The sequence below is a fragment of the Psychromonas antarctica genome (genome assembly GCF_022267535.1).
Lineage (GTDB): Bacteria > Pseudomonadota > Gammaproteobacteria > Enterobacterales > Psychromonadaceae > Psychromonas > Psychromonas antarctica.
This window is the reverse complement of sequence record NZ_JAHNZV010000118.1, coordinates 1-7,846: the sequence shown is the minus strand read 5'-3', so window position 1 is coordinate 7,846 and position 7,846 is coordinate 1. Positions and strand designations below refer to the sequence as shown.

Here is a 7,846-nt window from a genome sequence, read left to right as displayed (position 1 = left end):
CTCAAATGCAGTAATAACGCTACTAAGTTGCTCTGGATTTGACATAATTAAGTCCTGATGGATGAGTTACCCGTATTAAATCAGAACAAAAAATGGAAGTTGAGCTACGCTGCCGTAAGCTCACTTTGACTTTAAAAAATATTAAAAAAAACGCACAAGGAGGAATGAATGAGAAAAGAAGGAGGTAAAACAAAATCAAAAAACAGGATTCGCTTTTAATCTTTCCTCTTTAAGCATAGCGCCTCATTCCTTTCTCACTGTGAATAAGCCTGTTAGTTTTTAAAAGCGGTAGCGAGCAAGTTTTCTGGACACTATTTTAAAAAAGCATCTGCTGTTTTTTTCATACATTCAGCAGCGCTATAGGGAGGAGTCCAGTTCAGCAGCTCTTTAGTTTTAGATATATCAACTTGTAGTGAACCACACAAACGTTGTGATATTGCAGGTTTACCAATTAGCCTAGCAGCAAACGTAAACCACGAACTAGGAACTGGTAATAATCTATTGGGTGCTTCTAATGCTATCGCCATATTAGAGAGTAATTGTGATGTTGAAACATCCTCATCATCAGAAACCAAAAATGTTTGATTAGCCGCATTGGGGTGGTCAATACAAGTTGTAATCAAATCAACGAGGTTATCTACCGACACTAAACTACGTTTATTATCCTTAATACCGCCGAGTGGCAATGGAAGCCCCTTATTCACCCACTTCATCATAGAGGCAAAGTTAGCTTTAACGCCGGGTCCATAAACTAATGGAGGACGGATAATTACCACTTCCATCCCAGTATCAGTAGCTATTCTTCGCAAACCAACTTCAGCTTCATATTTACTTAAACCGTAGGGATCTGTTGGCATAAAAGTATCATCAGGTTTAAAAGGTACACCTAGCTCTGTAGATTCACCGTTTACTTTGATCGAGCTAATAAATATAAAACGTTTTACACCCGCATCAGCAGCTTGTTGGGCAAGATTAAGTGTGCCATAGGTGTTGACTTCTCTGAACTCTTCTAACGGATTTGCTGAACTATCATTCATCACGTGAACACGGGCTGCACAGTGGATGGCGACATCACACTTATGACTTCTCAAATCAAACTGAGAATCCGAATCAAAACTGTTAATGTAAATATAATGACAATCACTTTTTTTCTCACCATCGCGCCCAGCTAGAATCAATTCAATTCGATCTTTATCTAGCGATTGTACTAATACCTTACCCATAAAACCAGTAGAGCCGGTTAACAATATTTTCATTTTTTAGCCCCAAAAGTACTTTTAAATAAAAATCTTATTAAGCTCGAAAAATACCACCTAAAATGTTTGGAAAATATTTTCCTGTTTTGGTATCCACCTTCGTGAATTGCTTTAATCTCTTTCAGATACACTACATTTTGCTTATAAAACTTATTTGCTCGATGGCAAATATCCACATCTTCAAAGTACATAAAGTAATCTTCATCAAAACCATTTAATTTTTTATACAGCTCAGCTTGAAAAACCAAAAATGAACCTGCCGCCCAGTCGACTATTGAGCCATCGGCTAATTTAGTTTTATCGTAGGCTTCAGTAAAAGATTTTCCTTTCAGGATATTAAAAAATGAAATGAATGTCGGAAATTTTCTTAACGACTGCTCCGCCCTTGAAAATTTATTATCAAAAAATAAATTAATAGCAAAAAGTTGACTTGAATAATTACCAATAGAGTCAAAAAGTTTGTTTATCATTTCAGCAGAGATATCAAGATCAGGATTAAATAAAACAAACCAATCATTCCCACCCATTCCTAAATCAGAAGCAACCTTAAAGTTAATATTATTGTTAGCGCCAAACCCTAACGCCTGATCAGAAGCGTTATACTCAAAATGACTTTCAACACAATACGTTTTAAGTCTATTACTTGCCACGTTATCCCGAATAATAACAGTCACATTATTAAACGAGTTTATGTCTTTTAAATTAGTATTGTTGATAATATCGTCATCGTTACCATGAGAAACAATAGATATATATATGTGTGTCATTATCTCTAGCCTTAATGAATAAAACTGCAGTAGTAAAATTAGTTTACAGATAGAGTTAAACTAGCTCATCCATCATTGATGATAACTGCTTGCGCCAGTGAACAGTACTTAGGCCGGAGACCTCTTCTGCACTTGTTTTATCTATCACTGAAAATACAGGCCGTTTCGCGGGTGTCGGATAAGCGGTCGCGGGGATAGGGAGCACAGGAATGCTTTTATTTAGCAATCCTTTTTCAATGCCAAGCTCTTGAATGGCGATTGCAAAATCATACCAAGATGCGACTCCAGCATCTGTCCAATGATAAGTACCCGTCACTTCAGGTTTACCTGCAATTATCCATAACCACTGCGCTAAACCTTTAGCCCACGTTGGTGTACCCACTTGATCGTAAATAATGCCAAGTTGAGGCTTTTCCTGCATTAAGCGCAGCATGCTTTTAACAAAATTATTGCCGTGTACCGCGTAAACCCAAGCCGTGCGAACGATTACGCTTGACTCTGGCAATATCTCATTAAGCGCAATATCACCAGCTAATTTGGAAGCGCCATAAACATTTAAGGGATTAGGTATTGCATCGGTTTGGTAAGGGCTTGCACTTGTACCGTCAAACACAAAATCTGTCGAGATATGTAAAATACGTGCGCCAATTTTTTTACAGGCTTGCGCTAAATACTTAACACCGAGCTCATTAACCGCATAAGCAAGATCGCTATCTTTTTCAGCTTGATCAACGGCAGTATAAGCGGCAGCATTAATCACTAAATCAGGCTTATTTTCAGCAATAAAATCGCTCACTAATTTTTCATTGGTAATATCAAGTTCATTGATGCCGACACTGATAACTTCAAATTTTTCTGGGGCTAGTTGCTCTAGCTCCCAAGCCAATTGCCCGCCTTTTCCTGTAATTAATACTTTCATTCATATTCCTGTAGATTGTTTATGGTGAACAGTGAGGGGGGAGGGGTGAGGAGCAAGTAGTAATGGGTAATGAGGTAGAAACTCATTCCTCATATCTTTTCACCCTTTACTCACACCTATCTAGTCAAATTTAGGTGCATCTTGAAAAGAAAAACCATTTTCATCTTTTCCTGATAATTGCGGTAACTCACCATCAACTAACGGCCATTCGATACCTAACTCAGCATCATCCCAACGCACAGAAACTTCAGATGCAGGGTGGTAATAATCGGTACATTTATAAACAAAGGCAGCCGATTCCGTCATCACATAAAATCCATGGGCAAAACCTTCCGGCACCCATAGTTGGCGATTATTTTCAGCTGAAAGCTCAACGCCAACTGCTTTCCCGAAGGTAGGGGAAGATTTACGCATATCAACAGCCACATCAAAGACAGCACCTGAAATAACACGCACTAATTTGCCCTGCGTTTGTGTTTGCTGGTAATGCAGGCCACGTAAAATGCCTTGGGTTGATTTACTATGGTTATCCTGCACAAAGGGTTTAGCCCCTGTTTTAGCCATAAACTCATCTGCACGAAAAGTTTCCATAAAGAAACCTCGCTCATCACCAAATACGTTGGCTTCAATAATTTTTACATCTTCAATTTCAGTATCAATGAACTTCATTAAATAGTCCCGTTCGCTATATTAAACAAATACTGGCCATAACCTGTTTTCTTCAATTTATCTGCTTGCTCAAGCAACTTTTCTTTACTTAACCAGCCCCGCACGTAGGCAATCTCTTCTAAACAGGCAACTTTAAAGCCTTGTCTCAGCTCTATTGTTTGCACGAACTGTCCCGCTTCCAGTAACGAATCGTGGGTTCCCGTATCTAACCACGCAAATCCACGGCCGAGCATTTCGACATTGAGATCACCGCGTTTTAAATAAGCAATATTGATATCGGTAATTTCTAATTCTCCACGCTCTGAAGGCTTAATTGATTTAGCAATATCAACCACGTCATTATCATAGAAATACAGCCCGGTTACTGCATAGTTTGATTTTGGCTTTTCAGGCTTCTCTTCAATGCTCAACGCTTTGCCATTTTTATCAAACTCGACAACACCAAAACGCTGCGGATCGGTGACATGGTAACCAAAAATAGAAGCACCTTTACTGACCTTCGCCGCCGCGAGTAATTTATCTGAGAAATGTTGACCGTAAAAAACATTGTCACCCAACACTAACGCCACATTACTATCGCCAATAAACTCTTCACCGATAATAAAGGCTTGCGCTAATCCATCCGGTGACGGTTGTTCTTTGTAGCTAATTTCAATACCAAATTGATGACCATTACCTAACATCCTTTCAAAATTAGGCAAATCTTCAGGTGTTGAAATAATTAAGATATCTTTGATGCCCGCTAACATCAAAACAGATAAAGGATAGAAAATCATTGGCTTATCGTAAATAGGTAATAACTGTTTAGACGTACCCAACGTAATGGGATGTAAACGACTACCTGAACCACCGGCCAAAATAATACCTTTGTATTGTGGTGATGAGGAATGAGTCATGGGGGATGGGGAGTTCAGTGAAACCTCTGTATTATTTATTGTCATCTTTATCTCTATTTTTAAAAAATTAGATGGTAATGGGTAAGCGGTAAACGGTAGAAAACTCATTACTCATCACCCTTCATGCATTACGCATAACCCATCACTCTTTATCTTTGACTAACGCTTTTATGTAAGCCAGTTATAAGGCGAGAAGCTTTATCAATACAATCAAACAGCTCAGATGACTCTGGAGCAAAGCCTAAATTCACAGCAATTAAATATTGAGTTTCAACTTCACTTAAAGAACCACGCGCGATACTTAAAAAGTGCGCAAACTCACGAGAGCCACTTCTGGCCGCGCCCTCAGCTATGTTGGAAGGGACGGAGACAGCTGCTCGCCTTATTTGTGAGAGCAATCCAAACTTCTCTTCACTAGGAAAATTATTGGACCAAGTGTAAATAAGCTTCACTAATTGCATACTCACTTGCCAAGCCTGCAAATTATAATGAGGTCGAGTTTCATTATGCATAACTGATCCTTTCCTCATAACCCTTTACCATTCACTCTTTACTCGCCACCCATACGTTCAAGTTGGTACTCACCGCTTAATACTCGCTTCCACCAGTTTTCATTATTCAGATACCACTCCACTGTTTTACGGATGCCGGTTTCAAAACTCTCTTCTGGTACCCAGCCTAATTCTTTATCAATCTTCGATGCATCAATCGCATAACGAGCATCATGCCCAGGGCGATCTTTGACATAGGTAATGAGTGAAGAGTAATGAGTGAAGGGAGAAGAGGCAAACGCAGGATTATCCGAAATTGGTCTTAACTCATCAAGAATCGAACATAAAGTTTGGACCACTTCAATATTCGTCTTCTCATTGTGCCCACCAATATTGTAGGTTTCACCAACCTTACCTTCGGTCACTACTTTATAAAGTGCACGCGCATGATCTTCTACATATAACCAATCACGAATTTGGCTACCATCTCCATAGACAGGTAATGATTTTGCTGAAAGTGCATTGAGAATAATATGTGGAACCAATTTTTCTGGGAAATGATAAGGACCATAATTATTTGAACAGTTAGTCACAATAGTAGGTAAGCCGTAAGTACGCTGCCAAGCGCGCACTAAATGATCGCTCGATGCTTTTGAGGCAGAGTAAGGTGAACTTGGCTCATAAGCCGTTTCTTCAGTAAATAAATCATCAGTACCTTCTAAATCCCCATATACTTCATCGGTACTGATATGGTGAAAACGAAATGCTGATTTTTTATCTTCAGAGAGAGTTAACCAGTATGCTCGGGCTGCTTCTAATAGTGTAAATGTACCTATAATATTAGTCTGCATAAAAGCAGCAGGACCATCGATAGAACGATCCACATGTGATTCAGCAGCTAAATGCATCACTGCATCGGGCTGATATTTTTCGAAAACATCCACCATAGCTTTAGCATCACAAATATCCGCTTGCACAAAATGGTAACGTTCATTATCAGAAACAGTTGCAATAGATTCAAGATTACCCGCATAGGTCAAGCAATCTACATTAACGATTGAATCGTTGGTGTTCTCGATAATATGGCGCACAACTGCGCTACCAATAAATCCGGCACCACCGGTAATTAAGATCATAATTTCATTCCCGCGCCTAAAAGGCCAATAAATATTACTTGTATATTTTTCCTAACTGATGATTTGTATCACCTTATTACCCTATAATAAGGTAAACATAATGATGATCATAGATCCATTTTAATTCGAATAATACGTAGAGGATATTTAATATATTCTACCAAGAAAGCAGCGCAATAAAATGGAAAGGAGATGACTTTTTCCTCATGTAATGACTTTAAGACATCTAGTTGTCCCTGATGCATTTTATTAATAGAACCGCTAAGTCCGCTTTCACCAAGGGGGTTCTTAAACCCGCCTGCTAACTTATTACGTATAATAACAGCACCTCCAACACAAATATTTTCTACCCAGCATTTATAATCTTCAGTCCTCTGAAAGTTAGTGTCAAAGAGCTGAAAGTTAGCACGTAGAGCCATAACAGTTGGAGTGTAAAAGTGATTTGCATATATGAACTGGTACTTCTTAATTTTATTATAATTAAACTCTTCAACAACAAACTCATCATTGTTTAAATTGTGTACATAACCATGACCTGTAATATGAAAATCATGATCCTCCATAAAGCTATATTGAAGCTCAATTTTATTCTCGGCCCATGCATCATCTGCATCTAAAAAAGCCAAATATTTCATAGTTGACTTTTCAATAGCAACATTGCGTGCATGAGATGCTCCCTCATTATTATCGAGTGAAAAAAGTTGAATTTTCACTTGTAGAGCTGAATTACCATTAAAATCAGAAACAATGGTTTTTAATAAATCTTGTTCCACTTTATTACTTCCGTCATCAACGATAATAATCTCACTTGGTAATAACGTTTGGTTAAAAACAGATATCAAAGTGTGAGAAATAGATGTGGATGCGTTATAAAAAGGAATAATTACTGAAACTGAGCAGATGTTACTTTGGATCATGTTCTTTTCTCTCGACATCAAATTTTAATAGAAACGCAAATAAGATAATTAATAAAACACCATCCATAAATGTAGCCCTTTGCAAGCCCATTGATATAAAGCTAAATAGTGTGGCTCCGACAAAAATAGATCTATTGTCTTTACTAGCAAATTTTTGTAATGAATAGCCCCCCAAAATAATATGGAAAATAATGAGAGCTATCCCCCCAATTAAACCAGAATAAATAATCATTTGAAACAAACCTACAGATATATTCCCTCCAAACGTATCTACATTGATTAGACCAGAAAAACCAGAACCGATAACACTTTCAAATGCCTCTCCTACATATCGCAGCTCTTGAACACGAGTTCCACCTGATGTACTCGTTCCCTCATAAATCCCCAATCCAAATTTATTAGATAGAAAATCTAAAAAAACAGGAAAAAAACTCAAAGAAAATATGAATGCAACTAATAATATAAAAAAATACGGAAAGGATGTTACAGGCTTTTTTATAAAATAATAAATAATAGATGCTGTTATTGCGGTAAGCATAGCGCCGACAGAGAATGTAAATAATAACATCAGAATTAAAGTTGCAAATTTAAAAGGTTTGTAATCAACAATTTTATACCAATAAATGACGGGAAGTAACAAAAAAGCAAAAGTACCAGGCTCGTAAAAAACTGATTGAAACCTCGTAAGTGTAAATTCATTAAATTTAACAGCAGACATATAAACATTAAGAAATGTTGAATGATAAATTCGCCCATCAATTAAGCCTAACTCAGTTGAGTTGGTAATATTAAAAG

The 7,846-nt window shown here is 37.6% G+C and carries 9 protein-coding genes; all 9 read right to left on the bottom strand.

Features of this window, described 5'->3' with window-relative positions:
• Positions 1–311: 311 nt before the first annotated feature.
• Positions 312–1,256, bottom strand: a complete 945-nt coding sequence (locus KSO91_RS14955; protein ID WP_238743834.1) for a UDP-glucose 4-epimerase family protein — start codon at positions 1,254–1,256, stop codon at positions 312–314.
• Positions 1,253–2,023: a glycosyltransferase family protein gene (locus tag KSO91_RS14950; RefSeq protein ID WP_238743833.1), complete on the bottom strand. Its 771-nt coding sequence runs from the start codon at positions 2,021–2,023 to the stop codon at positions 1,253–1,255. The genes KSO91_RS14955 and KSO91_RS14950 overlap by 4 nt, the downstream gene beginning before the upstream one ends.
• A 55-nt stretch (positions 2,024–2,078) precedes the next feature.
• Positions 2,079–2,942, bottom strand: a complete 864-nt coding sequence (rfbD, locus tag KSO91_RS14945; protein ID WP_238743832.1) for a dTDP-4-dehydrorhamnose reductase — start codon at positions 2,940–2,942, stop codon at positions 2,079–2,081.
• 120 nt (positions 2,943–3,062) lie between these two features.
• Positions 3,063–3,611, bottom strand: a complete 549-nt coding sequence (gene rfbC, locus KSO91_RS14940; RefSeq protein WP_238743831.1) for a dTDP-4-dehydrorhamnose 3,5-epimerase — start codon at positions 3,609–3,611, stop codon at positions 3,063–3,065.
• Positions 3,611–4,507, bottom strand: coding sequence for a glucose-1-phosphate thymidylyltransferase RfbA (gene rfbA, locus KSO91_RS14935; RefSeq protein WP_238743836.1), 897 nt, complete (start codon positions 4,505–4,507; stop codon positions 3,611–3,613). Before rfbA ends, rfbC begins: the two co-directional genes overlap by 1 nt.
• Positions 4,508–4,656: 149 nt before the next feature.
• Positions 4,657–5,019, bottom strand: a complete 363-nt coding sequence (locus KSO91_RS14930; RefSeq protein WP_238743830.1) for a four helix bundle protein — start codon at positions 5,017–5,019, stop codon at positions 4,657–4,659.
• Positions 5,020–5,057: 38 nt separating this feature from the next.
• The gene (gene rfbB / locus KSO91_RS14925; RefSeq protein WP_238743835.1) at positions 5,058–6,137 is read right to left on the bottom strand and encodes a dTDP-glucose 4,6-dehydratase; all 1,080 of its coding nucleotides are present in this window, start codon (positions 6,135–6,137) and stop codon (positions 5,058–5,060) included.
• Between the two features lie 104 nt (positions 6,138–6,241).
• Positions 6,242–7,051, bottom strand: a complete 810-nt coding sequence (locus KSO91_RS14920) for a glycosyltransferase family 2 protein (RefSeq protein ID WP_238743829.1) — start codon at positions 7,049–7,051, stop codon at positions 6,242–6,244.
• Positions 7,038–7,846: hypothetical protein (locus tag KSO91_RS14915; RefSeq protein ID WP_238743828.1), on the bottom strand; the 809-nt coding region annotated here is incomplete at its 5' end. The genes KSO91_RS14920 and KSO91_RS14915, both read right to left, overlap by 14 nt.